At 53.7% G+C, this 23,912-nt stretch carries 20 protein-coding genes; 10 read left to right on the top strand and 10 right to left on the bottom strand.

Going from position 1 to position 23,912, the window contains the following annotated elements; translation table 11 throughout:
* Positions 1 to 14 precede the first annotated feature (14 nt).
* From ACTJIK_RS23870 to ACTJIK_RS23880, 3 genes are all read left to right on the top strand, one after another.
* The gene (locus ACTJIK_RS23870) at positions 15 to 5,747 is read left to right on the top strand and encodes an HYR-like domain-containing protein (protein WP_440650059.1); all 5,733 of its coding nucleotides are present in this window, start codon (positions 15 to 17) and stop codon (positions 5,745 to 5,747) included.
* 123 nt (positions 5,748 to 5,870) lie between these two features.
* Positions 5,871 to 6,275, top strand: coding sequence for a hypothetical protein (locus tag ACTJIK_RS23875; RefSeq protein WP_440650060.1), 405 nt, complete (start codon positions 5,871 to 5,873; stop codon positions 6,273 to 6,275).
* 29 nt (positions 6,276 to 6,304) lie between these two features.
* Complete coding sequence (locus ACTJIK_RS23880; protein ID WP_440650061.1) at positions 6,305 to 6,703, top strand: hypothetical protein; 399 nt, start codon at positions 6,305 to 6,307, stop codon at positions 6,701 to 6,703.
* A gap of 8 nt (positions 6,704 to 6,711) precedes the next feature.
* Here the strand turns inward: ACTJIK_RS23880 and ACTJIK_RS23885 are convergent, their stop codons facing one another.
* Together ACTJIK_RS23885 and serA are read right to left on the bottom strand one after the other, a co-directional pair.
* Positions 6,712 to 7,068, bottom strand: coding sequence for a DUF4260 domain-containing protein (locus ACTJIK_RS23885; protein WP_440650062.1), 357 nt, complete (start codon positions 7,066 to 7,068; stop codon positions 6,712 to 6,714).
* 220 nt (positions 7,069 to 7,288) lie between these two features.
* On the bottom strand, positions 7,289 to 8,527 hold the full coding sequence (serA, locus tag ACTJIK_RS23890) for a phosphoglycerate dehydrogenase (protein ID WP_440650063.1): 1,239 nt from the start codon (positions 8,525 to 8,527) through the stop codon (positions 7,289 to 7,291).
* A gap of 245 nt (positions 8,528 to 8,772) precedes the next feature.
* On the opposite strand from serA, the gene ACTJIK_RS23895 reads away from it, so the two are divergent.
* A complete protein-coding gene (locus tag ACTJIK_RS23895; protein WP_440650064.1) occupies positions 8,773 to 9,984 on the top strand; it encodes a serine hydrolase domain-containing protein in 1,212 nt (403 codons plus the stop codon).
* A 139-nt stretch (positions 9,985 to 10,123) separates the two neighbouring features.
* Here ACTJIK_RS23895 and ACTJIK_RS23900 read toward each other — a convergent pair whose 3' ends face one another.
* The 6 genes from ACTJIK_RS23900 to ACTJIK_RS23925 form a co-directional block, all read right to left on the bottom strand.
* A complete protein-coding gene (locus tag ACTJIK_RS23900; protein WP_440650065.1) occupies positions 10,124 to 10,318 on the bottom strand; it encodes a hypothetical protein in 195 nt (64 codons plus the stop codon).
* Positions 10,319 to 10,482: 164 nt separating this feature from the next.
* Positions 10,483 to 11,130, bottom strand: coding sequence for an efflux RND transporter periplasmic adaptor subunit (locus ACTJIK_RS23905; protein ID WP_440650066.1), 648 nt, complete (start codon positions 11,128 to 11,130; stop codon positions 10,483 to 10,485).
* Positions 11,131 to 11,669: 539 nt separating this feature from the next.
* The gene (locus ACTJIK_RS23910; RefSeq protein ID WP_440650067.1) at positions 11,670 to 12,056 is read right to left on the bottom strand and encodes a DUF2784 family protein; all 387 of its coding nucleotides are present in this window, start codon (positions 12,054 to 12,056) and stop codon (positions 11,670 to 11,672) included.
* Between the two features lie 47 nt (positions 12,057 to 12,103).
* Complete coding sequence (locus ACTJIK_RS23915) at positions 12,104 to 13,474, bottom strand: HAMP domain-containing sensor histidine kinase (protein ID WP_440650068.1); 1,371 nt, start codon at positions 13,472 to 13,474, stop codon at positions 12,104 to 12,106.
* Between the two features lie 8 nt (positions 13,475 to 13,482).
* Positions 13,483 to 14,172, bottom strand: coding sequence for a response regulator (locus ACTJIK_RS23920; protein WP_440650069.1), 690 nt, complete (start codon positions 14,170 to 14,172; stop codon positions 13,483 to 13,485).
* An 82-nt stretch (positions 14,173 to 14,254) separates the two neighbouring features.
* Complete coding sequence (locus ACTJIK_RS23925; protein WP_440650070.1) at positions 14,255 to 15,241, bottom strand: cation diffusion facilitator family transporter; 987 nt, start codon at positions 15,239 to 15,241, stop codon at positions 14,255 to 14,257.
* Between the two features lie 412 nt (positions 15,242 to 15,653).
* Here ACTJIK_RS23925 and ACTJIK_RS23930 point away from each other — a divergent pair, with 412 nt between their 5' ends.
* The 4 genes from ACTJIK_RS23930 (at position 15,654) to ACTJIK_RS23945 (ending at position 21,800) form a co-directional block, all read left to right on the top strand.
* Entirely contained in the window at positions 15,654 to 18,761 is a 3,108-nt protein-coding gene (locus tag ACTJIK_RS23930; protein ID WP_440650071.1) for a SusC/RagA family TonB-linked outer membrane protein, read from the top strand.
* A 17-nt stretch (positions 18,762 to 18,778) separates the two neighbouring features.
* A complete protein-coding gene (locus ACTJIK_RS23935) occupies positions 18,779 to 20,425 on the top strand; it encodes a SusD/RagB family nutrient-binding outer membrane lipoprotein (RefSeq protein ID WP_440650072.1) in 1,647 nt (548 codons plus the stop codon).
* Between the two features lie 17 nt (positions 20,426 to 20,442).
* On the top strand, positions 20,443 to 21,192 hold the full coding sequence (locus tag ACTJIK_RS23940) for a DUF4397 domain-containing protein (protein WP_440650073.1): 750 nt from the start codon (positions 20,443 to 20,445) through the stop codon (positions 21,190 to 21,192).
* A gap of 68 nt (positions 21,193 to 21,260) precedes the next feature.
* On the top strand, positions 21,261 to 21,800 hold the full coding sequence (locus ACTJIK_RS23945; protein WP_440650074.1) for a hypothetical protein: 540 nt from the start codon (positions 21,261 to 21,263) through the stop codon (positions 21,798 to 21,800).
* Here the strand turns inward: ACTJIK_RS23945 and ACTJIK_RS23950 are convergent.
* Positions 21,793 to 22,200: a winged helix-turn-helix transcriptional regulator gene (locus tag ACTJIK_RS23950; RefSeq protein ID WP_440650075.1), complete on the bottom strand. Its 408-nt coding sequence runs from the start codon at positions 22,198 to 22,200 to the stop codon at positions 21,793 to 21,795. The two genes, ACTJIK_RS23945 and ACTJIK_RS23950, sit on opposite strands and share 8 nt — an antisense overlap.
* Before the next feature lie 98 nt (positions 22,201 to 22,298).
* Between ACTJIK_RS23950 and ACTJIK_RS23955 the strand changes: the two genes are divergently transcribed.
* A complete protein-coding gene (locus ACTJIK_RS23955) occupies positions 22,299 to 22,676 on the top strand; it encodes a nuclear transport factor 2 family protein (RefSeq protein WP_440650076.1) in 378 nt (125 codons plus the stop codon).
* A 3-nt stretch (positions 22,677 to 22,679) separates the two neighbouring features.
* Complete coding sequence (locus tag ACTJIK_RS23960; protein ID WP_440650077.1) at positions 22,680 to 23,021, top strand: TfoX/Sxy family protein; 342 nt, start codon at positions 22,680 to 22,682, stop codon at positions 23,019 to 23,021.
* A gap of 89 nt (positions 23,022 to 23,110) precedes the next feature.
* Here ACTJIK_RS23960 and infC read toward each other — a convergent pair whose 3' ends face one another.
* Positions 23,111 to 23,884, bottom strand: coding sequence for a translation initiation factor IF-3 (infC, locus tag ACTJIK_RS23965; protein WP_440650078.1), 774 nt, complete (start codon positions 23,882 to 23,884; stop codon positions 23,111 to 23,113).
* Between the last annotated feature and the right edge of the window lie 28 nt (positions 23,885 to 23,912).

A 23,912-nucleotide genomic window follows, 5' to 3' on the forward strand; every position in this document is an offset into this window, starting at 1 on the left:
CCTGTATGGGTGCTGTGACGATTGCCAGAAGTCAGGATACCATTCGCACTGCCGGCGCCTGCCTGAATAGCTACCAGCTCCGCCGTGTGTGGATCGCTGCCGATGTGTGCGGTAACCGCGACTCTGTAATACAGATCATCACCGTTCGTGATACCCGTCCTCCGGTGTTCACAACCCCTGCTCCTGCTAATGTGACTGTGGAATGTAACGCCATACCGGTAATGCCCAACCTTACAGGTAATGACGCCTGCGCCGGCTCGGTAACAGTAACAAGACGCCAGGATACGGTACGCACCGCCGGTGCCTGTCTGAATAACTACCAGCTCCGCCGTGTATGGATCGCCACCGATATGTGCGGTAACCGTGATTCGGTGATACAGATCATCACCGTTCGTGATACCCGTCCGCCAGTGTTCACAACGCCCGCACCTGCCAATGCGACCGTAGAATGCAGCGCCATCCCGGTAATGTCCAACCTGGCCGCCACCGATAATTGTAACGGCCTGGTGACCATCACCAGACGCCAGGACACCGTACGCACTGCTGGTGCATGTCTGAATAACTACCAGCTCCGCCGCGTATGGATCGCTGCGGATGTGTGCGGTAACCGTGACTCCGTAATTCAGATCCTTACCGTTCGTGATACCCGTCCGCCTGTGTTCACAACGCCGGCTCCGGCCAATGTAACCGTGGAATGCAGTGCCATCCCTGTAATGCCAAACCTGGCTGCCACCGACAATTGTAACGGCCTGGTGACCATCACCAGACGGCAGGATACGGTACGCGCCGCCGGTGCATGCCGCAATAACTACCAGCTCCGCCGCGTGTGGATCGCTGCTGACGTATGCGGTAACCGTGATTCCGTGATACAGACCATCACCGTTCAGGATACAAGGCCGCCGGTATTCACTATTGCGGCGCCTGCCAACGTGACCGTGGAATGTAACGCCATCCCCGCAACGCCGGACCTGGCTGCTACCGACAACTGCAGCCCTGCCAATACCATCAGGATACTGAAGAACGAGATCAGGCAGAACATACCCGGCGCCTGTGCCAATAACTACCTGCTGATACGTACCTGGACAGCGCTGGATGAATGTAACAACGCCACTACCGTAACACAGACCATTACCGTGGTAGACCGTACAGCACCTGTATTCACATCTGCCATCCCGGCCAACGTAACGGTAGAATGTAACAATATCCCGGCCGCACCGGCGATGACTGCAAGAGACAATTGCAGCCCGGGCAACAGGATCACCATTACTTTCAACGAAACCCGCGTAAATATCCCGGGCGCCTGCGTGAACAATTACCAGCTCCGCAGAACCTGGACCGCTACCGACGAGTGCGGCAACTTTACCACCGCTGTACAGGTCATCACCGTACAGGATACAAGGCCGCCGGTGTTCACCACCCCGGCTCCCGCGAACATCACCGTTGAGTGCGACGCAGTGCCTGCACAACCCGACCTGGCCGCTACGGACAATTGCTCCGGCATTGTGAGCATCACCAAAGCGCAGCAAAGGATAGGCAGCACCTGCGCCAACACCTACCGCCTGATCCGCAGCTGGACCGCGACAGACGTGTGTGGTAATTCCACCACCCTTACGCAGACCATTATCGTGGCAGACCGCACCAAACCGGTGTTCACCACCGTGATCCCGCGCGACACCACTGTAAACTGCGACGCGATCCCGACAGCGCCGGCAATGACCGCAAGAGACAATTGCGCATCCACCGTGAGCATCACTTACGATGAGCAACACGTGGATATACCGGGCGCCTGCGCCAATAATTACAGGCTGCTGCGCACCTGGACGGCTAACGACGGATGCGGCAACATCACCCGCGTGATCCAGCTGATCACCGTGCAGGATACGACCAGGCCGGTATTCACCATGCAGATTCCGCGCGACACTATCGTGAACTGCGATGCCATCCCGGTGCAGCCGGTATTGACCGCCACGGACAATTGCAGCCCTGCTGCCAATGTAACCGTGACCAGGAACGAAGTACGCCAGAACATCGCCGGCGCCTGCGTGAATAACTACCGCCTGATACGCACCTGGACAGCCGTTGACGAATGTGGCAACACCTCTACCGGTATGCAGATCGTAACCGTTCAGGATACCACCAGGCCGGCGTTTACCCTGCCGGTACCGGCGAACGTGACCGTAGAATGTAACGCCATCCCGGCACAGCCCCAGCTGACCGCTACCGACAACTGCAGCCCGTCCGCAAACGTGACCATCACCCGCGCTGAGCGCAGGGAAGAAATACCAGGGACAACCTGTGCGAACAACTATCGCCTGGTTCGCACCTGGACCGCGACAGACGAGTGCGGCAACAGCACCACCGTAACGCAGGTGATCACCGTAACAGATACCACTGCGCCGACATTCACCATGCCTGTACCGGCAGACGCTACCGCGGATTGCAACAACATCCCCGCGCAGCCGGACCTGACCGCAACAGACAACTGTTCCGCTACCAACAACATACGCGTTGTGAAAGCAGAACGCCGTGAAGACATCCCCGGCGCCTGCGTGAACAACTACCGCCTGGTACATACCTGGACCGCGACAGACGAATGCGGCAACGCAAGAACAGTTACACAGACGCTGACCGTACAGGATACCACAAGGCCGACCTTCACCGTATCCGTGCCGGCAGACGCTACCGTGGAATGCAGCAATATACCCGCGCAGCCGGACCTGAGCGTGACAGATAACTGTACGCCATCCAACCGCGTAACGATCGTGAAAGCAGAACGGAGGGAAGATATCCCGGGAGCATGCGCGAATAACTACCGCCTGGTACGCACCTGGACCGCTACTGACGAATGTGGCAACACCACTACCGTAACACAGGTACTGACCGTGACAGACCGCACTGCGCCTACGTTCACCATGAGCACCCCGGCCAACGCTACCGTGGAATGTAACGCCATACCCATGCAGCCGGACCTGACCGCCATCGATAATTGCAGCCCCGCTGCCGGCATACGTATCGTGAAAGCAGAACGCCGCGAAGACATCCCCGGCGCCTGCGCGAACAACTACCGCCTGGTACGTACCTGGACCGCAACAGACGAGTGCGGCAACAGCAGGACGGTTGAACAGATCATCACCGTTCAGGACAATACAGCCCCGGTGTTCACCGCTTCCGCCCCTGCCAACATCACCGTTCCGTGCGATGCGATACCCGTACAGCCGGACCTGGCAGCGACAGACAACTGTTCTCCGGTGAGCATGCTGACCATTGTGAAGAACGAAGTGCGCGAGAATATCCCGGGCGCATGTGCGAACAACTACCGCCTCATACGCACCTGGACCGTGACCGACGAGTGTGGCAACAGCACCGCCGTAAGCCAGACCCTGACCGTGGAAGACAGAACTGCACCGGTATTTACCATGCAGCCGCCCACCAACATCACCGTAAACTGCGACGCGGTACCTGGCGCGCCGGTAATGACCGCAACCGACAACTGTTCCGGCAACAATGTAACCGTAACGTACAGCTTCAGGAGAATGCAGCTGTCCGCCGATTGCATCAACAACTACAGGCTCACCCGCACCTGGATTGCCCGCGACGAGTGCGGCAACACGGCCACGGCCACACAGGTGATCACGGTGATAGATACCACCAGGCCTGTATTTAACATGGCAGCCCCTGCAGACACGATGGTGAGCTGCGACGCTATCCCCTCACCCATCAGCATCACTGCATCAGACAACTGCAGCATGCCGGGCGCGGTAAGCGTGAGCTTCAACCAGCAGCGTGAGAACATCCCGGGCGCTTGTACCAGCAACTACCGCCTCATCTACACCTGGACGGCCAAAGACGAATGCGGCAACACCGCTGTAATGCGCCAGGTGATCACGGTAAGGGACACTACAAGACCTGTGATCGAAACGCCGCCGGCAGACATCACACTGACCTGTGGCCAGCCGATACCTACAACAATGATAGAGCTGAACGCCACAGACAACTGCGACGCCAGCTTCCCGAAAAAAGTGAGATACACCGTGGATCCGTATACGCCGGACCTCTGCAACGGCTACACCATCATCAGAAGATGGAGCATTACAGACGAGTGCGGCAATGCAGCCCGGGACGTGATACAGCGCATCATCGTGATGCCTTGCCCGAAACCTGAGCTTGAAGCGGATGTATTCACTAACTGTAGCACCACTCCGTTCATCACCCTCAGAACGCGCGGTAATGTGAACAGGCCGGTATACACACTGGTAGGCGTTACTCCTGCCAATGCAGTACAGGTACCGATCACATCCGGCAACCCAAGGTTCAACGTGAACGGCGCCACCACAGCCTCCTTCATTGTACGCGACGGTGTAACCGGTTGTGTGTCCGACACCATGACCTACACGATCAACTACCTGGCTATGCCGGTGGTAAACCTTGGCAAAGACACCAGCCTCTGCGGCGGTAACGGTATGGTACTGGACGCAGGCCCGGCCAACTTCGGGTACAACATCACCTGGAGCACCGGCGAAACCACCCAGCGCATCAGGGTAACACAGGCCGGCAAATACAGCGTGACCATAAGCAACGGCATGTGTACCGCCATCGATTCGATAGACGTGAGCGTGATCCCGATGCCGCTGATCGATATTCCGGACACCACCATCTGCCGCGGCCAGAGCGTTACGCTCAACGCCACCGTTGAAGGCGCTTCCAGCTACTTCTGGAGCACCGGCGCCACTACGCCGAGCATTAATGTGAGCACACATGAACGCTTCTGGGTGCAGGTGATCAAGAATGGCTGTATCACGATAGATACCATCAACGTAACCGTGAACCCGCCGCCGGATATCACGCTGAGCAGGGATACCACTATCTGCCCGGGCCAGACCGTCATGCTGACCGTGAACACGAATGCGGGACGCATCCAGTGGGGCACCGGCGAGATGGGCAACTCCATCCTCGTAAGCAGGGCCGGTACTTACTCAGTGGCTGTGTACAGGGACAATTGCGTGGTGAGGGAATCCGTGAGAGTGGCAGAACGCCCGAACATGACCTTTGATCTCGGGCCGGACCGCATCATGTGCCCCGGCGGCAGCATCATCATCGACGCACGTAACCCGGATGCGGCCACCTACCGCTGGAACGACGGAGACCTGAACCCTGTGAAGAGCATCAGCACGGGCGGCGTGTACAAGCTGGGCATACTGGACCGCTACTGCGACAGGTACCAGGAAGACAGCATCAGGGTGACCATCGCAGGCCCGCCGACGGTGAACCTGGGTAACGATACCATCATCTGTAACGGCCGCCGCCACATCCTGAAAGCGAACGCGACCAACGCCACAGCTTACAGGTGGAGCACCGGTGCAACCACCGCCACCATCGAGGTGACCCAGCCGGGCACTTACAGCGTGACAGTGTTCAACGATTGCGGCAGCACAACAGACGAGATCACCATCGATGTGAAAGAGTGCGACAGCAAACCTGAAGTACCGAACGCCTTCTCGCCGAACGGAGATGGAAACAACGACCTGTTCCGCCCCGTGGTAAGAGGCCCGATGTACGACTATGAACTGCGCATCTTCAACCGCTGGGGTGAACTGGTGTACATCAGCAAAGACCAGCACCAGGGCTGGGACGGCACTTACAAAGGCCGCCCGGTAGACGTAGGAACCTTTGTATGGTGGCTCACCTATAAAAAAGTAGCAAACGGCCCTGCCTTCATCCTTAAAGGCGATGTGACCGTAGTAAGATAATAACCCGGCAAACAGGAAACCGGTCCTTTCACTGGAAGAGGCCGCCCATCAGGGCGGTCTCTCTTTTTTGGGAACATTGTAACTTTTAAACATACGGCCCCGTTTTAACCTGAAACGGATACCATGAAATTATACCTCATAGCCGCGGCCGTGCTACTGGCTTCCACCTCCTGCAAAAAGAACAGGAAAGATCATGGTAAGTTCAATAAAGAGATCAGCCCCGTAGTGAAGACTGAGCTGCAGGACGCCGGCGTTGCGAGGAGCATCAAAATGGAGGTGACCTTTATCGTTTTCAACGGCTGCGGCCAGTTCGATTCTTTTTCAAGTTCCATTGAGGCGGATACCCTGGTTATGCAGGTGGTGGCCCGTTACCCCCAGGATGCCCTGTGCACCGATGATCTCCCGCGCCGCACAACCACTTTCACCAAAACATATTCCGCGGCAGGTACCTATTATATCAAATGGGTAGGCCCGGCCAAGGACGGATATGAAAGCCAGGTTCACCGGGATACTATTATAGTGAGGTAAAATATTCAACACCCTTATAACAAACACATATGAAAACGTACATGCTTCTGGCTGCTGTATTGCTGCTGGCTGTTTCCTGCAGCGACGATCCCGTTACTGACCCCATCAGGTGGGTAAAAGAACCGGGGTCCGTTTCCTCCACGCAATCGGCAGAGCCTGCCCAGGCCGGCAAACCTTTCAAAATAGATGTGACATTTAACCTGCCCACCAGCTGCAGCTCATTCGATTCCTTTGAGACCTGGAAAGAGGCGGATACCCTGGTGGTAAAGGTATGGGGGCTTGTTCCGCGTGATTCTGCCTGTACTAAACAAATGGTGTACATCACCAGGAGCCTGACGCATACATTTACCTCTCCTGGTACACATTATCTGAAATTCCTGCGGTTCAATGGCTATTTACATCGCGATACGATCACGGTGATCCCATAAAGCCTGGGTTATTTCTTCCCGATACGCCCCAGGTGGGTATCCTGGAAGCCGGTCACCAGCTTGAGGCCGTAGCCGAAAACACGGTCCATGGAAGAATGGGCGAACAACACGATGCCTGCAAAGGTCAGCGGCTCCACCAGGAACCAGGTGCCGATGAAGTAGATCAGCAAAGCCACCCCTTTGTGGTGAAAAAAGTTATAAATGTAAGCTCCTGTGCGTGCGCCTGCCAGGTAACCCAGCATGCTGAGGTCAGGCAACAGCAGGCAACCCCAGAACCACCAGGACGACATGGCGCACTGCTGATAAAACATCAGCAAAGCCAGTACAAACATGGCCGCTTCTTCCAGTTTCAGCAATTTGGTCATATTTCGATCGGTCATTTGAAGGGCAAAGCTCAGCAGTTTTAGCGGGATAACAAAATAATGCCGGGTGATAGTATATTAGCTGCAATTACCACCAAAGGACAGATGAAAGAAAGTCCGATGATACCAGGAGAAATGGTGGATATGGACCAGATCCGGAGATAAAAAAGCATTAAAAAAGCCTCCCCGGATAACAGGGAGGCTTTTCTTTATTGGTGAAATATCAATACAACATTCTCGTCTTGATGGTATGGTTCACCTCTTTCAGCAGCGCAAACGCTTCCGCTGAAAGCTTGGAATCCACGTCCAGCACCACGTAACCGATCTGTTCGTTCGTTTTGAGGTATTGGCCCAGGATGTTGATGTTCTTACCGGATAAAGCACTGTTGATCTCGGACAATACCCCCGGCACGTTGCGGTGGATGTGCAGGATGCGATGAGTGTTCTCAATAGCCGGCACGCTCAGCGCCGGAACGGTATGCGAGCCGAATGAAGCGCCTTTTTCGAGATAGTTCAGCATTTTACTGCTCACGTCCAGCCCGATGTTGTGCTGTGCTTCTTCCGTGCTGCCGCCGATGTGCGGGGTCAGTATCACGTTGGGCAGCTTTTGCAGCGGCGTGGTGAAAGCGGCGCCGTTCTTTTCAGGCTCCACCGGGAACACGTCTATCGCCGCGCCGGACAGCTGGCCTTTTTCCAGCGCTTCCTTCAGATCTTCCAGCACCACCACTTCCCCGCGCGCGTAGTTCAGGAAAATAGCGCCTTTCTTCACATTCTTCAGCGTCTCTTTATTGATCATATCCAATGTGCTCTTGTTGGAAGGCACATGCAGCGAAATAATATCGGATTGTTTGAAAAGGTCTTTCAAGGTCCTGATCTGAACGGCATTACCCATGGGAAGCTTGGTTTCCACGTCATAATACAGCACGTTCATACCCAGCGCTTCCGCCAGCACGCTCACCTGGCTGCCGATGTTGCCATAACCCACGATGCCGATGGTTTTGCCGCGCAGTTCGTAGCTGCCGGTGGCTTCTTTCATCCAGGTACCCTGGTGGGCGGCCGTATTCTTATCAGGAATGCGGCGGATCAGCATGATCGACAGGCCGATCACCAGCTCCGCCACCGAACGGGTGTTGGAATAAGGGGCGTTGAATACGGCTACTCCATGCTCAGTGGCGCTTTTCAGGTCCACCTGGTTGGTGCCGATACAGAAGCAGCCAATTCCCTGGAGCTTGTTGGCCGCGGCCAGTACGGCCGAGGTTACCTGGGTTTTGGACCGGATGCCCAGTAAATGAACATCTTTCACTTCCCTGATCAGGTCCGCCTCGCTGAGGGCGCCTGTAATTTTACGGGTGTTCACATAACCCGCTTCTTTGAACTCCGCCACCGCGGCATCACTAATGTTCTCCAATAAAAGGATGTTGATCTTCTCTTTCGGATAACTCGTTAATTTTCTTTGGCTCATGGTGCTGGTATATTACGGTCAATGACAATAACCTGACAAAAATAGCGAGGGTTTTGTCCTCAAAAGTCACCGCAAACCTAGCGGAGTTTGAGCAGAAATCAAATAAGAAGCCCGGCAAATTAGAGATTGATGAAAAAAGAAGCCTCTTCTTTAGCCTTTTTTGAATAATTTTCACGCTTCAGCCGTATAAAGGGCATGAAAATTGCTAACAATCTGATTTTAAATATACTTATCAGTAGCACTAAATGAACCGTTCGAAGGCAATTGTAATACTGGCCATATCCGCCGGTACACTTTTTTATTCCGCGTGCAACAGCAGCTCTGCTCACCGGAACAAAGAAAAAAACGCTCCCGAAAAATCAGCCTCTATTTATACGCTCGGGCTTTCAGCCGAAGAAAAAAAAGCCGTTCTCAACGATCCGCGCAATAAACGTATCAGCCGCGAAGTGGCTGACCTGGTGCGTGCCCGCCTGTCTGCCTCTTCATTCAGCGGCGCTGTGCTGGTGGCCAAAAAAGGCGTCATTTTATATGAACATTACCAGGGATTGGAGAACCATGCCACCAAAACCCCGGTGTCCGACAGTTCCATGTTCCAGCTGGCTTCTGTTTCCAAGACCTTTACCGGTATGGCTGTTTTGAGCCTGCTTGAAAAAGGGAAACTCGGCCTGGAAGATTCCATCCAGCGTTATTACCCCGATTTCCCGTATCCCGGCATCACGATCCGCATGCTGCTGAACCATCGCAGCGGCCTGCCCAATTATCTTTATTTCTGCGACAGCCTTATCAAAGATAAATCGCACTTCCTCACCAACGAAGAAGTGATCAGCCTGATGACGGTGCATAAACCGAAGGTGCAGTACCAGCCGGACAGGCATTTTAACTACTGCAATACCAATTACCTGATCCTCGGCGCCATTATCGAAAAAGTGAGCGGCCAGACCTATACGGATTACCTCCAGGAAACCTTCTTCATCCCGCTTCAAATGAACAACACTTTTGTGGCGGATCCTTCAAAAACTCCGCGTCCGCACCAGACCATCAGCCATCTATCCAGCTGGCGGCCCGAGCCGGACAACAGCTTCGACGGCGCCGTGGGTGACAAAGGCATTTATTCTACCGCGCAGGACATGCTTAAATGGGACCAGGCGCTGTATTCCGGCAAACTCTTCAAACCTGAGACTCTCCAGGAAGCATTCACGCCTTACAGCAACGAAAAGCCCGGTATCCGCAACTACGGCCTCGGCTGGCGGCTGCTCGTATACCCCGATAGTACGCAAAAGATCATTTACCACAATGGCTGGTGGCATGGCAACAACACTGTTTTTTACCGCTTCGTGAAAGACTCCGCTACGGTGATCATCCTGGGGAACCGTTACAACCGCGGCATTTACCAGGCTGTGAAGCCGCTGCGCGAGATCATCGGGCATAGTGATGGAGAGGAAGCCGGGGAAGAATAAAGCTTTGACTATACCGCATAAAAAATCCGCCCTGCGTTTTCTCATCTACGGCAGGGCGGAGAGGATTAATCCATGAAACGAGCTGTTTCATGACCATTCTATCAACCTATTTATGCGAACTAAAACCTGTAACCTGTGACTATTGTTTGGCCGGCGTTTCCTTTTTCGCCTCATGTTTTTTAGCGTGAAGATGCCCGGCTTTCTTTTCTGCTTTATGTTCTTTTTTCTCTGCTTTCTGCTCTGTTTTTGCAGCGGGTTTGGTTTGTGCGTTGGCTGCGGAAATGCCACCAAAGGTGATCATTGCGGCGGCCATCAGAAACATGATCTTTTTCATTGTATTAATTTTTAATTGTTAAGGAAGATGGGGCCTTGCAGCCTCATTTTTTTATTTGATATTGATAAGTATTAGCTCTTCGATGTATGCCTGTGCGCGCGGCAGAATTTGTTCCCGGGCGAAAAGCCTGCAATATCCCGATGAAACGGTTCATGTCCTGTCAGTTAGTTATTCAGCGCGTCGTATATCGGTAACTGGTTGCGGGAAATGATCATTTCACCGGGCTGCAGCCCGCGGCTGACGTACGATGTTCCGTTCAAAGCCCTGGCTACTTTTATCTCGCGCGTGTGTATGTTGAATTTATCCCGGAACACCATTACAAAGTTTTTCCCCTTATCAAAAATGACCGCGGAACTGGGAATGGCGGGCATTTCAACGCCTTCGTTGTACCGCAGCAGCACGGAGGCAGACTTCCCAGGTTTCAGCAGCATGCCTTCATTGTCCGGTCGGATGCGCACCCGCATGGTCCCGGTTCCGGGGTCCGCCATGTTATACACTTTGTCTATCCTGCCGTGGAAAATTTTATCGGGGTAGCTGATGGTGGAAATATCCACCGGGTACCCTTCCTTCAGGAAGGAAACACCGGTTTCGGACACGTTGGCCATGATCCTCATACCGGGCGTCACTTTACCGGGAAGGCGCAGCTCGTTCTCGACAGGCCGGATAACAGTAGTGTCTATCTTAAGAGCGGCCAGCATGGTATCGCTGAGCACAAAGGTGGCAGCTTCAGCGGCTTCCACCTGCGTGTGCCTGCACCCAAACCATATGGGAAAGGCAGCTGCAAGCGCAAGAGGAAGTGCATATGTTCTCATTGTGAAAAACGGTTAATTCACGGTGTTGAATAATTGCGTGCCGGGCAAGGTCCGGCCGGTTAGCCAGGGCGGTGCTGGTAAGCGGTTGCAGCGTGTATGACCCTGATGAATAATACTGCATCACATCACCGCCCGCCGCTGGAATAACCGGGAGCGGACTTCCCAACAAGGTTTGCAGGCGCAGAGTGCGCCTCAGTTCATTAAAGGCGGCGGCGGACGAGGCTGCTTTTCATTGAGCCAGTTGTACCTGTTTGTTCCTTTTGCCTGCCAGTGAGATCAGCTGGTCTATATTGCCTTCAAATTTGTCCGCCGCCGCCTGTATTGAAGGGCTGCACCCTATTGGTGCCGGCGCTGTTTCATTTGAATACAAAGCTCCCAACCGGGGATTAAAGAGGGCTTTAAGGCGGCTTAAAAAAGAATTAAAAAAATTTAAGGGATTTTATTCACCGGCGGCGCCGTCTTTCTGTCCGCAGGGCATATCACGGACATGCAGATCCCGCTGCGGTAAAGGGATATGAACGCCACATATGTTTTGGAGATCACGGAATTTTTGCTGACCGTTTACGCCTGTCGCGCAGGTTGAGCCATATGCTCATGACCAGGCTGATGATAAAGGCAGCCAGTGTCACGCCATCCACGAGCTTCGGTGGAAAATTAAGGCCGGTCAGCTTTAATAGCAGGAAATGAATATAGGAATATGATTCATCATGGTAGCCCAATCTCGCTCTTACCTGCCAATGCCAGTCGGTGCACAGGCAGAATCCCCATCCAAACCAGATACCCAGCACAAACCAGGAAAAGGTGGTCAGCAAAAGCGTCACCAGGTTCCATTTCCGGGTTTGGGGAAATATCCAGCCGAGCACATTGAACAGCGTCCATGCTGTGTGGAAGGCAAAGAAAAAGATATTTATCAGTTGCCAGGTCATGCTGCCATTATGGGTTTGTTTGAATATGACATTTGATGCAAAAAGTTCTATACATGCAGCAACTGTACCGTGAAGGTGGATCCTTCGCCCGGCACGGAAAACAAACTCAGCCGCCCTTCATGCAGCTCCACGATCTTTTTGCAGATAGACAGTCCCAGCCCATGCCCTCTCACGGACTGGCCGTTGCTGCCGCGGAAGAAAGGTTCAAACACGCGGCCCTGCTCATCCGCCGGTATGCCCATGCCCTGGTCTTTCACATGCACGATGATATACCTGTCGTTGAAGTCGATGGCGACACTGGCGGACTGGTTTGCGGAGAACTTACAGGCATTGTCCAGCAGGTTGAGGAAAAGCACTTTCAGCAGCGCTTCGTTGCCGTTGCAGGTGAGATAACTTTCCAGCTCAGGCTCGCGCAGAAACTGGATCTCCACCTTCCCGTCCGGTTTCCTTTTTTCGCGCACTTGCTCCCCGGCCTCCCACAGCAGCTCGTCTACCCGCACGGGGGTGAACACGAATTCCTGCCGGTTCAGCTCCGATTGTGCCAGCTGCAGCAAACCGTTGGAAAGATCAGAAAGGCTCTGCGCGTCTTCCAGTACGGAATGCAGCACTATGGCGTATTCCGCTCCTGTCCGGTCTTTGGCGAGGGTTACCTGCAGCTGGCTGATAATGGCCGCCAACGGGGTTCTCAGCTCGTGCGAAGCATTGCTCACAAAACTCTTTTGCAGGTGGAAACTATGGCTGAGGCGTTGCAGCATCGTGTTGAAGTTGGCGCCCAGCTGGGCTATTTCGTCTTTGCCCTTTACGTCCACCTTCACGTCCTGCAGGTTATTGGCGTTGATGGAATCCACCTGCTGCACAAGGCTGTCTATGGGCTGCACCATTTTTTTCGCGAAAAAATACCCCACTCCTATCAGCATCACTACGGCCACCATCAATTCTATGACGAGGATGCGGCTAAGGTTCTGCAGGTTCTGGAAACCGTATTTGTCGAAGGAAGACACGATAACGAGCACGGACACATTGTCTTCCGTGTAATAAATGCCCGCCGTTTCGCCGTTGCCGTCGTTCTGGATGTAATATTTGTGTTCTTTGATATAATCCAGCAGGTATTTGGGTGTACGCACGGCGGTATCGCGCATATTGGTGTAGAGCAGGTCGTAGTGACCGTTGTATACGAGGATGGTTTCGTTGTAAAGGTCCTGGAAAGTGGTTTTGTCCAGCTTGCGCAGCAGGCCGATCTGCACATGGTCATTCTCGATGATCACGCTGCCGATAGAGCGGGCGCGGTATTCAAGCCGGTCCTGGTACTCTGCGCGCCTGCTTTCAGCGGAAAAGTAGTAAGACAGCACGGCAAAGGCGATCAGCAGTACTGCGGCGGACAGCGTATAATAGACGGCTATTTTATATTTAATGTTCAACCCGGGCGTTATTGGTCTTCCGAAATATAATACCCCATCCCCGTTTTGGTATGGAGCAGCTTCAGTTCAAAATCCTTGTCGATCTTTTTGCGGAGGAAGTTCATGTACACCTCTATCACGTTGGTTCCCGTATCAAAATCGATATTCCAGACCTTCTCCGCGATGGTGAGCTTGGAAATAACTTTTCCTTTATGCAGGGCGAGCAGCTCCAGCAGCTGGAATTCCTTGGCGGTAAGCGGGATCTTTTTTCCGGCGCGGGTCACTTCTTTCCGCTCCCGGTCGATTTCCAGGTCCGCGATCATGAGCTTGTAGCGCTGTGCGGCCGATACGTCCGCCCCGGCGCGCTTCAGGAATACGCGGATGCGGGCCAGCAGCTCCCGGAAGTCGAAGGGTTTTACCAGGTAATCGTCTGCCCCCAGCTCAAAAGCCTGCATCTTGTCGTCCATGCCACCGAGGGCGGTGAGCATGATAACGGGCACTTTGCTGTTGCGGCGGCGGATCACTTCGCAGATCTCGTAGCCGTTGTGGTGCGGGAGGTTGAGGTCGAGGATCACCAGGTCGTAATCCTGGCTGGCGGCGAGGCCTTTGCCGATGCGGCCGTCGTACGCCACGTCTACCTCGAAGCCATTTTCTTCCAGCCCCATTTTCACGGCGTTGGCCACTTTTACTTCATCTTCCACGATCAGGATCCTTTGCATAATCTGCTAAGCTAGGAAAAAATGAAATAACCGGGGAAGCGGAGTAACGGTAAAGGATGTCTTGTTTGTCTTATAAACGGCATTATGCGGTGTGCTTGCGGTTGGGTAGCACGTTTTCCCGCGTCCATGCAAGGGTATGCTCGAAAGGATGCTGGCGCACAGGGCATTCTTCCAGGGTGCAGTGCGGGCAGCTGCCGGGAATGCAGGGGTCCACATGGATGAAAAACTCCACTTCATGGCCTTCCAGTTCTTTGTTTACCAGCTCTTCCATGGCTTTGATCTCCTCGTGTACGAGGGTCAGCTCCAGGTAATACGGCAGGGTCACGTGGCAGTCTATATGATAATTGTTGCCGTACTGCTGCACGCGCATATTATGTACGTCTATCCAGTTGGGATGTTCGTGGCGGTGGCGGTTCAAGATGCCGATCACCTGGTCCACCACTTTCATGTCTGTTTCGTCCATAAGCCCTGAAATAGACTGCCGCATGAGCTGGTAGCCTTTACGGAGGATCAGGATGGCCATGGCGACGGACACGGCGGGGTCCAGCCAGCGGACGCCGGTGTAATGAATAATGAACAGGGCCGCGATGAGGGCCACGGAGCTGTAAGCATCTGTAAGGATATGCTGCCCGTTGCCGCTGAGGGTGATGGACCTGAGCCGACGGCCGCTCCGGACCAGGTAGAGCCCCAGCAGGAAATTAGCCGCCGAGGCGGCGGTAATGAGCCAGATGCCCTGGTCTATCTTTTCCAGCGCCGGCTGAAGCACGAAATACTGGCCTGCTTTAAAAAGAATGAGGATGCCCGCGATAAAGATCATGGCGCCTTCGAAGCCGATGGAAAAGAATTCCACCTTACCGTGGCCATAGGGATGGTTCTCGTCCTTTGGTTTACCGGTCAGGTAGATACTGTAGCAGGCAAAGCCGCCCGCCACTACATTGATGATGGATTCAAGCGCATCAGAAAGAATGGCTACCGAATGCGTGAAAAAGTAGGCCACGAACTTGGCAACCGTCAACAGCAGGCTGATTCCAAGGGAAAGCAGGATGATCCGCAGTTCTTTTCTTATCAAGTTCAGGTTTGTTGGTAACAGGAGCAAAGAAACGGCAAAATGTGTTGCAATACCAGTTACACCGGGTTTTTTATTCGGTTTAAATTCATTAAATTGTATTACACATTGTACCAATTCCCCTTTTACATTATTTCAGCAACGATCAGAATCTAAACAATTTCCAAAGGCATTCATCCGGCTGATCTGAAATTCAGCCGGAACAGGGTCAAAATAGTAATCGAAATGTAATCGAAAAAAGTAATCGAAATCTAATTGTCAACACAGTAGCAATCCAAATTCATTATTCCCGTGAAGGAGTCATTTAACAGCATATCCCGGCTATAAAATGGTGCACCGCTCATTTGTACACCTGTATACCGCATGCTTTACGCAACAGACATCGCTTTTATTCCATAACCAAAATCTCGTTCTAATGATGAGAAGTCTATTCCTCTTCCTTTTATTGCTGGGGATCATCCCCGCCGTACAGGCACAGAACATGGTGCGGGGCACCGTAACGGCTGCCGAAGACCGGCAGCCCCTGCCGGGGGTAACGGTGCGCATCCAGGGCACCAGTACCGGCACAGCCACCGATCCTAACGGAAACTATGCCATTGCTGCCAGCCCCGGCCAGGTGCTGGTATTCAGCTTTATCGGCTACACTCCGCGGAACTTTACCGTGGGCAGCAGCAACACCATTCACGTGGAATTGAGTGTTGACCGCAAGAACCTGCAAGAGTTCGTGAAAACCGCTTACAACATCTCCAAAGACCCGCGTTCGCTCAGCTCCTCCGTGCAAAGAGTAGACGGGGCGGACGTGGCGCAGACCCAGCGGGAGAACTTTATCAACGGCCTGGCAGGACGCATCGCGGGCGCTACAGTGACCGGCACCTCCGGCGCACCGGGGTCTTCTTCCCAGATCATACTCCGCGGCGCTACTTCTATCGGCGGCAACAACCAGCCGCTGTTCGTCGTAGACGGCGTGCCGTTCGACAACCAGACGCTGAACCAGGAAGCCCTTATCAGCGGCCAGAGCGTTTCCTTTGCCAACCGCAACTCAGACTACGGCAACCGCGCCATGGACCTGAACCCGGAAGACATTGAGAACATCACCGTGCTGAAAGGTCCCGAGGCTGCCGCACTGTATGGGTCGGACGGGGCTTCCGGCGCCATCCTCATCACCACCCGCCGCGGGCGTTCCGGCAGAGCGTCTGTCACTTACGACAACAACTTCCGTATAGAAGACGTGTATATGTTCCCCGAAGTACAGACCACTTACAGCCGCGGGCTGAATGGTGTAGCTGATCCCAATGCCACCGTGAACCCCTTCGCATTCGGGCAGCTGAGCGCTTTCTTCGGGCCGAAATACGCAGACACCGTACAGTTCTACGATAACTTCGACGCATTTTTTCAGAAAGGCTTCCAGCAAAGGCACAGCCTGACAGTGGATGGCGGTAACGAGAAATACACCTACCGGCTTTCTTCCAGCTACCTGGACCAGAAAGGCGTGGTACCCAACACTTCCTTCAACCGCGGCACCGTGCGGCTCTCGGGCTCCGCCAAGGTGAGCGAGCTGTTCGACATGAACGCTTCCTTTACCTATACCAACTCCACCACAGACAAAGGTTCCAAAGGCGCGGGCAGCTACTTCCTCACACTGCTTACCTGGCCCGTGGATGAAGACGTGCGCGATTACATGAACCCGGACGGAAGCCGCAAAACCTTACGTGGCGTGGCTTACAACACAGAGTTCGACAACCCGTTCTGGGATGTGAACAAAAACCTTTCCAACGACCATACCGAGCGTTTTACCGGTAACGTGCAATTGAACCTCAATCCAACAGACTGGCTCTCCTTCAGCGGCATCGGCAGCGCAGATATTTACACAACGGACGGCTATTTTGCGACAAACCCGCAATCGCGTTATGGTTTTGCCAGCAGGGGCTTCCTTTCCGGGCAGGACATCCTTACCCGCAACTTCAGCGGCATCCTGCGCGGCACGGCCAACAAAACCTTCGGCAAGTTTGGCAACATCCTTACCGTCGGCTTTGCGTTCGACGATTTTACCACACAGATCGACGCTTACAAAGGCGAACGGTTTTACGAGCCCGAATTCATATCTATCAATAATACCGAACCGCTCAGCCGCGATGCGAAACTGACTTTCAGCAATATCCGCAAAACGCGTCTCTTCGGTAACTATGAAGTAAGCTGGAACCGCCTGCTATACCTGTCCCTGGCAGGCTCCCGCGAGGGTAACTCCACTTTTATGAGCCGCTTCGTGGATAAGAATCCCTTCTTCAATTACGGCGCAGCCGGTTTGAGCTTTGTATTCTCCGACCTGTTAAAGGACTGGAAATGGTTCAGCTACGGCAAGGCGCGCATCTCATACGCCACCACCGGCAAAGGCCCCGCCACGCCTTACGTGATCGACTACACGATGCAGTCCCAGATCACGACCGGCGGCGGTTATGCCTTCGGTTTTACCGGCAATAACCAGGGGCTGGTGCCGGAAAAAACAAAAAACTTCGAGTTCGGCGCAGAACTGCGGTTCTTTGAGAACAGGCTGGGGATCGACATTACGCGGTATTCCCTGCGCAGCAGCAACCAGATACTCGCCGCCCGTTCCAGCTATGGCACCGGGTATGTGATCAAATATCTCAATGGCGGCCTGGTGGAAAACCGTGGCATTGAGATACAACTCTCCGGCGATCCTATACAAACCAGCAATTTCCGCTGGCATGTACTGGCCAACTTCGACCGCAACAGGGGCCAGATACTGGAAATGCCCGCCAACCTGCCCACTTACTATGATTCAGACACCTGGGTGTTCGGCAACCTGCGCTCGCAGGCATACAAAGGCGCATTCACCGGTAACCTCAGCGGTTACAGCCTGCGCCGCAACAGCCAGGGCAAGCTGCTCATCAACCCCTCATCCGGCCTGCCCCTTTCCTCCGGCGATTTCACGATCGTGGGCGACCGCCAGCCCGATTTTAAAGTGGGCCTTATCAACGAATTCACGTACAAAGACTGGAGCCTGAGCTTCAACCTGGATTTCCGCAGGGGCGGCGACGTATTCAACGGCAACGAATATTACCTCTACCTGACCGGTCTCAGCAAACGCACGCTGAACAGGGAGCAGCAGTTTGTAATAGAAGGCGTATTGATGGACGGGCTGGAAGAAACCGCCAAACCCACGACCAACAACATCGCCATCAATCCTTATTACAGGACTGATTACTGGGGCTCCACCGTGGCTACCGAAGCGGATTTCATCGAGTCTGTGGACTGGATGCGCCTGCGCGACGTAACTCTCATGTACCGCCTGCCGCGCACCCTGCTGGCCCGGCAGAAACTGATCACCAACGCATCCGTGTTCGTGACCGGAACAGACCTGTTCATTATCACCAATTACACCGGGGCAGACCCCGCAGTGAACGCTAATACCGCCGCCAACCGCGGATACGGCGGAGCGGGCATCGACTTCGGTTCTTTGTCCACGCCCAGGGGTATCAACTTCGGTATTAAAGTGCAGTTCTAAGACCTAAAAATTAAATCATGAAAAGGATATTCATCATACTATACTTATTGCTGGTCACACTCACCGGCTGTAAAAAGTGGCTGGACGTGAACAGCGACCCGGATACTCCCCAGAACCCGGATCCCGCTTCCGTATTTCCCACCCAGCTTGCAGGCATACCCCGCGGCATTCAATACGACGCCAGGTATGTGGGCCGGTATATCCAGAACTGGCTGACGGATAACAGCACACGTACCGCAGACATCAACTGGGACCGGATGGGATATACCGGCGCCAGCGATGCCAACGGCGATATCTGGCGGCAGACCTATTTCGGATTGGGCCAGAACCTCCGTTACATCATCAGCGTAGGCCGCGAGAAAGGCCAGTGGGATTATGTGGGCGCAGCTTATGCATTGCAGGCTTTGATGTTTCAAAGCTGCACCGATCATCACGGCGAGATCATCTTTACAGAAGCATTCAAGGAAAACACCGCCCTGTTTAAATTCAACGGGCAGGATACCGTGTATGCAGGCGTGCGCGTATGGTGCGATTCTGCGTTGTATTACCTGAACCGTACAGACCTGAACCCCGCCAACAACCCGCTGAGCCGTGGCGATTTTGCGCTGGGCGGCGACAGGGAGAAATGGATCAAATTCGTGTACGGCATACTGGCCAGGAACTATCATCACCTTTCCAACAAAAGCATCTATGATCCCGCAAAAGTGATCGAGTTCTGCAACCTGTCGTTGTCTTCCATTGCAGACGACTTCCTGATTCCGTTCGATGCGAGCAAAAACGACGATTCCAATTTCTTCGGCCCTTACCGCGATAACCTCACCAATTACAGGCAAAGTAATTTTATTGTTCAGCTGCTGGATGGCACTATCCTGGCGGGAGACAGCAGCGTTTACGAAAACCGCGATCCGCGCATCAGGCATATGTTATCCGCCAGCCACGACACCTCCAATGGTAATGGCGGCTACCGCGGCGTGGACCCCGGCATTGGCGACCCCAACTTCAGCGATGCCGCCAAACGGCGCGAGCGAGTGGCAAATCTCTGGGGAGACACCCTGTATGCCAACCCCAGCGCGACTGTATTTACACCCAACGCAGGCAAATACCTGTTTAGAGACAAAGCGGTATCACCCGTGATGACCTACGCGGAGATCCAGTTCATCAAAGCGGAAGCCGCTTACCGCATGGCCGATTATACGACAGCGCTGGATGCTTACGATAAAGGCATCAGGGCGCATTTCGATTTTATCAATAATACGAGGATGCCGCGCGGTAACACAACCTTGTATAACGGCCAGCCCATCCCGGATTCATCAAGGAATATGTACCTCAACGCGCCGTTTGTGAAACGTACGGAAGCAACCCTTACCCTGGCGGATATCATGCTGCAGAAATACATTGCCTTGTGGGGCTGGGGCTTTACTGAAACCTGGGTGGACCTTCGCAGGTTCTACTACGGCGTTATACCGGATCCGCGCAATGGCCAGCCTGTATATAAAGGTTTTGAGCTGCCCTCTACCCTCTCCGGCCAGAACAACGGCCTTCCTGTATTCAGGGCAAGGCCGCGGTATAATTCCGAATATGTCTGGAACCAGGATGAACTGATGCGTATCGGCGCCATGGAAGGAAATTATCATACCAAGCCCATCTGGTTCATGCTCCCTTAATGTAAACCTGTCAATTTATGAAAGCAAGATATATCATCGCAATACTGGCAGGCGCTTGCATACTGGCGGCCTGCAAAAAAAATGAGTTCCACATCACCGCGCGTACGTATGTGGACAATATGGTGAGGCTCAAAGTGGGCATCTTCACGCCCAGCATTACCAACCAGGGCGTGCAGATAAAAGTGAACGGCCAGCGCATGAGCGGCATCGTGAGCTACGCCACTCCTTTCCCCGGCGGCGGGCTTAACACCGGCGGTTCCAACAACAGCGATTACCTGAACATCCCGCAGGGAGAAACAAATATCGAGGTGGCCGTCCCGAAAGCCGGAACTGACGTGGATTCTGTGAAGGTGTTCAGCTACTCCCAGTCGCTGCAGGCCAATAAGCGGTACACCCTGTTCATCACAGATTCCGTTCCCAATGCTACAGGCGTGATGGTGGAAGACGATACCACACCGCCGGACAGCCTTTCGCGCGTCAAATTCCTGAACCTGATACCAAATGTGCCTGCCGTTGACTTTTACCAGGGCACAACCCTGGTGGCAGCAAACGTAGCTTACAAAACGGTAACGCCTTATGTGAACATTTCTAACGGCAGCTTCCAGTATTTCATCCGCGAAGCCGGCAGCGGGCCTACCGGCACGGTGCTCTCCGGCCCCCGGACCATCGCAACGGGCAACCGGCGTATCTATACCTTCTTTGCCCGTGGTTACAAGGGCGGGAAAGGAACCCTTGTACCGCATGTATCCGCGCTTATCGTACAGTGATCTGTCCAGTGCAATCTATAAAACCAAAGAGCGGCTCGTTGTGGCCGCTCTTTTTTTATCTTAGCAGTATGGAACTGCGGGACGAAATACTTCGCGAAAATTCGAAAGAACATACGGAAGCCCTTGCCGGCTGGGTGGGCGGCAATCCCAAACGCCTGGCGCAGCTGGTGGCCCTTTTCCTGAAAGACGAATACCGCGTGGTACAGCGCGCGGCCTGGATATTGAGTTACGTGGGCGATAAACATCCCCGGCTCATGGAGCCGCACCTGGCTGCCATGGTGGAACGCATGGGGCACCCCGGCATACCTGTGGCCGTAAAACGTAATGTGGTGCGCATCCTTCGCGATATGCCCATCCCGGAAGACCTGCAAGGGCCGGTGATGGATTTTTGTTTCCGGTTCCTCGAAGACCCGAAAGAAACGGTGGCTGTAAAAGCCTTTTCCATGACCATTCTTGGCCGGCTGGCAAAAATCTACCCGGACATCCGGAATGAAATTGTTATGCTGATTGAAGACCACCTGCGCGAAGGCGCCACGCCCGGCATCCGCAGCCGCGGGATGAAAACATTGAAGGAACTGGCGGCGCTGAAAAACGGTAAGCTTAGCTGAATTGTTTCTTTAATTTCTGGTAATATTCCTTCACCACCGCGGCTTTATCTTTTTTGATCTTTTTCCCCAGTTCCCTGCGCGGGCAATTGGCGTTGTATTTGGCGCCCCAGTCCATGATCTCGATCACGATTGGCAGCAGGTCTATCCCCTTGGGCGTAAGGCTGTAAAGGAACTTGGACCTGTTGGCGGGAGACACCTGTTTGGAAAGGATGCCCTCTGCTTCCAGCACGCTTAGCCTGTTGGCCAGGATATTTGTGGCGATCTTTTCCTCGGACTCCAGGAATTCGCTGTAAGACGCTTTCCCCCTGAGCATCACGTCCCTGATGATCAACAGCGACCATTTATCCCCGAAAACGTCGAGCGAGCAGCTGATGGGGCAATCTGACCTGTTTTTTTCCATACCGTTGTTTTAAAAAGTACTTGCAATTTGAAATAACTTTTTAACTTAGTACTTGCAAATTGCAATAACAAAGATAATTAATCCTAAAAACACGGAAAATGAAAAACGCCACAAAGCAGCTGCTTGACACTTATTACCAGGGTTTCGCCCGGAAGGAAGGATGGGAACCGGTGATTGCGGACGACTTTACCTTTACCGGCGGCGATATGACGAAGAACGCGCCCGTGAAGGGAAAGGCGGCCTACATCGAGGTCATTAAACGATTTTCGCGCGCGTTCCAAAGCATGCGTGTGAAAGAAATGATCGTAGAAGGCGACAATGCCTGCGTGATCGGCAATTACGACTTCATCTTCCCCAACGGTATCAGGGTCAACGGCGATGTGGCGGAGATATGGAAGGCGGAGAACGGGAAGCTGGTTTCGCTGTCAATATGGTTCGATACGCTTACTTTCGATAAAAATACACCCAAACCATAGCCTATGGCTTACAATGAGAAATTAGCGGCGAGGATACGGCAGGCGCTGGCGCATCTGCCGGGAGTGGAAGAGAAAAAGATGTTCGGCGGCATTGCCTTTATGGTAAACGGAAAAATGTGCCTTACTGCCGGCGAAGGCCGGATGATGTGCCGTATAGACCCTGCTTTGCATGAAGAAGCTGCGGGCCGGGGAGGCAGCACTGTGATCATGGGCGGCAGGGAATACAAAGGGTACCTGCATGTAAGCGAGGAGCTTATCCTGCCGGCAGCGGCCTTCAATTACTGGCTGGCATTGGCGCTGGATTTCAACAGCCGCGCAAAATCATCCCGCAAAAAGCAGCCCTGATCAATCATTCCGCTCATAACAATGCATAAAAAAGCCCGGGTGATCACCCGGGCTTTTTATTAAATCTATTTCGAAATAACACTTAAAACTTAGTTGCTGCTGCCGCCTTCCGCCGGTTTATCGTTCGGGGCGGGCGTTTTAGGCGCAGGAGGCTTCGCGTATTTTATCTCGATGGGCCTGCGTACGGGAGCGGCCTGGGGCTGCTCTTCGCGCGGCGGCTGCGGCGGACGCGGGGCCTGCGGTTCGCCGGTGTTCTCCTTTGGTTCCTTGGGAACGCCAGCCGGCTTTTTCTTCGCGGATTTGGGCGCGAAGATCGCGATCATACGCTTACCTTCCATCAGCGGCATCCCTTCCAGGGCGCCTACTTCCGCAAGGCGTTCGGCAAATTTCAGGAGGATGAGCTCACCACGTTCCTTGAACATGATGGCGCGGCCTTTGAACTGCACATATGTTTTTACCTTATTACCTTCTTTGAGGAACTTCTCGGCGTGTTTGGCTTTGAAATCAAAATCGTGATCGTCTGTATTAGGCGTAAAACGGATCTCTTTCACCTCGCTCTTGTGAGCGTTGGCCTTCATTTCCTTTTCCTTTTTCTTTTTCTCGTAAAGGAATTTATTATAGTCGATGATGCGGCAAACGGGGGGTACTGCGTTGGGGGAAATCTCCACCAGGTCAAGCGCCAGGTCTTCAGCCATGCGCAACGCTTCATCGGTTCTGTAAACGCCCGGTTCCACGTTGTCGCCCACCAGCCTCACTTCGGGTACGCGGATCATACGGTTGGTACGATGTTCCTGCTGTTGTTCTCTTCTGAAATTAGGGTTTCTGCCCCGGTTGTTAAAGTTTGGTCTTGGTCCTTGTTGCATTAAAATGTTGAATTGTTAGATAAAAATA

Origin of the sequence: Chitinophaga sp. 22620, from assembly GCF_052044405.1 — a bacterium.
Lineage (GTDB): Bacteria > Bacteroidota > Bacteroidia > Chitinophagales > Chitinophagaceae > Chitinophaga.

Coding starts and splice junctions, on each gene's coding strand:
- ACTJIK_RS23880 (WP_440650061.1), top strand. CDS start 6,305: ATGAAAACGTACATGCTTCTGGCTGCTGTATTGCTGCTGGCTGTTTCC.
- ACTJIK_RS23905 (WP_440650066.1), bottom strand. CDS start 11,130: ATGAGAACATATGCACTTCCTCTTGCGCTTGCAGCTGCCTTTCCCATA.
- serA (WP_440650063.1), bottom strand. CDS start 8,527: ATGAGCCAAAGAAAATTAACGAGTTATCCGAAAGAGAAGATCAACATC.
- ACTJIK_RS23895 (WP_440650064.1), top strand. CDS start 8,773: ATGAACCGTTCGAAGGCAATTGTAATACTGGCCATATCCGCCGGTACA.
- ACTJIK_RS23875 (WP_440650060.1), top strand. CDS start 5,871: ATGAAATTATACCTCATAGCCGCGGCCGTGCTACTGGCTTCCACCTCC.
- ACTJIK_RS23910 (WP_440650067.1), bottom strand. CDS start 12,056: ATGACCTGGCAACTGATAAATATCTTTTTCTTTGCCTTCCACACAGCA.
- ACTJIK_RS23945 (WP_440650074.1), top strand. CDS start 21,261: ATGGAACTGCGGGACGAAATACTTCGCGAAAATTCGAAAGAACATACG.
- ACTJIK_RS23955 (WP_440650076.1), top strand. CDS start 22,299: ATGAAAAACGCCACAAAGCAGCTGCTTGACACTTATTACCAGGGTTTC.
- ACTJIK_RS23885 (WP_440650062.1), bottom strand. CDS start 7,068: ATGACCAAATTGCTGAAACTGGAAGAAGCGGCCATGTTTGTACTGGCT.
- ACTJIK_RS23940 (WP_440650073.1), top strand. CDS start 20,443: ATGAAAGCAAGATATATCATCGCAATACTGGCAGGCGCTTGCATACTG.
- ACTJIK_RS23950 (WP_440650075.1), bottom strand. CDS start 22,200: ATGGAAAAAAACAGGTCAGATTGCCCCATCAGCTGCTCGCTCGACGTT.
- ACTJIK_RS23930 (WP_440650071.1), top strand. CDS start 15,654: ATGATGAGAAGTCTATTCCTCTTCCTTTTATTGCTGGGGATCATCCCC.
- ACTJIK_RS23960 (WP_440650077.1), top strand. CDS start 22,680: ATGGCTTACAATGAGAAATTAGCGGCGAGGATACGGCAGGCGCTGGCG.
- infC (WP_440650078.1), bottom strand. CDS start 23,884: ATGCAACAAGGACCAAGACCAAACTTTAACAACCGGGGCAGAAACCCT.
- ACTJIK_RS23920 (WP_440650069.1), bottom strand. CDS start 14,172: ATGCAAAGGATCCTGATCGTGGAAGATGAAGTAAAAGTGGCCAACGCC.
- ACTJIK_RS23935 (WP_440650072.1), top strand. CDS start 18,779: ATGAAAAGGATATTCATCATACTATACTTATTGCTGGTCACACTCACC.
- ACTJIK_RS23900 (WP_440650065.1), bottom strand. CDS start 10,318: ATGAAAAAGATCATGTTTCTGATGGCCGCCGCAATGATCACCTTTGGT.